Origin of the sequence: Vibrio sp. Vb1026 (genome assembly GCF_033338745.1) — a bacterium.
In the GTDB taxonomy this organism is placed as follows: Bacteria; Pseudomonadota; Gammaproteobacteria; order Enterobacterales; family Vibrionaceae; genus Vibrio; species Vibrio alginolyticus.
In genome coordinates this window covers 1-1,092 of the sequence record NZ_JAWOTH010000177.1, presented here as the reverse complement: position 1 = coordinate 1,092, position 1,092 = coordinate 1, and the positions used below count along the sequence as shown (strand labels likewise).

The 1,092-nt window shown below is 45.2% G+C and carries 1 protein-coding gene; it reads right to left on the bottom strand.

Features of this window, described 5'->3' with window-relative positions; translation table 11 throughout:
* On the bottom strand, positions 1-674 hold a 674-nt coding region (locus R7E47_RS25110; RefSeq protein ID WP_318085507.1), incomplete at its 3' end, for a radical SAM protein.
* Positions 675-1,092 lie beyond the last annotated feature (418 nt).

The window sequence follows — 1,092 nt, the reverse complement described above, 5'->3', positions numbered from 1 at the left end:
CATTTTTGAGGCGCAGTGGTGCGGAACGTTTTCTGTTCAACAATAGGAATAAACTGCATTTGTGGCGAGCGGACTTCATCTCGCAGAAAACGGTAAACTTCAAGCGGATTTCGGCTCGTCAGGTTGTTCACACAGGTAAGCGTGGCAAAGTTCACCTGATATTTATGCAGCAACTCCACCGCATTCATGACTTGTTTGAATGTACCCCGACCGGCTCGGTTGGTTCGATACGCGTTGTGCAGCATTTCAGGGCCATCAATACTCAAGCCCACCAAGAAATGGTTCTCGCTTAAAAATTCGCACCATTCGTCATTCAATAACGTGCCGTTTGTTTGCAGATCGTTTGAGATCTTCACGCCTGCGGGCTGGTCCTTCGCTTGAAACTCGACAATTTTCTTGAAGTAATCCAAACCCAGCATCGTTGGCTCACCACCCTGCCAAGAGAAGACGATCTCAGGTGTGTTTTGCCCTTCAATATACTGTTTGATGTAAGCCTCTAACGTGGCTTCATCCATCATTGGTGAACATCCTTTTTTATACTCAAGTAAGTCCTGTTTGCTGAGGTAGTAGCAGTAAGTACAGTCAATGTTACAGGCAGCACCAATGGGCTTTGCCATAACATGTAAACGCTTAGACGCTTTGCCGTTGAACTGAGGACTTTGAGTAATTTGCATGAGTCACCTTTGCTGTTGCGAATTTGAAGGCGTGATCCGGATATTTGCCCGCGATTCACCTTGATGACCCAATCATAAATTTCATTAATACCGCAGGCTTGTTATACCGCTTATAACCTATTTTCATGGCGCTTGTTGCTACTCTACTTTGGGCAGTTTGAGATAACCCGTATGCGGCGTTTGGGAAGCATTACGCTATTCATTTCGTGCACAACCAAGGAATGCGACTACGCTTGCTTATGATGAAGGCGAATTTTCAACGCTAACGCGTGGGCGAGATAATGACATGAGTACAACGTGTAAGTGGTCGTTTAAGGTTATCCGCCCTCATTGCCCTTTTTAGGGATCACAACCTAGTGAAATCAATCGAGGTAAATAATGAACAAAATCCATCTCTGTACTCTTGCCGTCTTAGCTA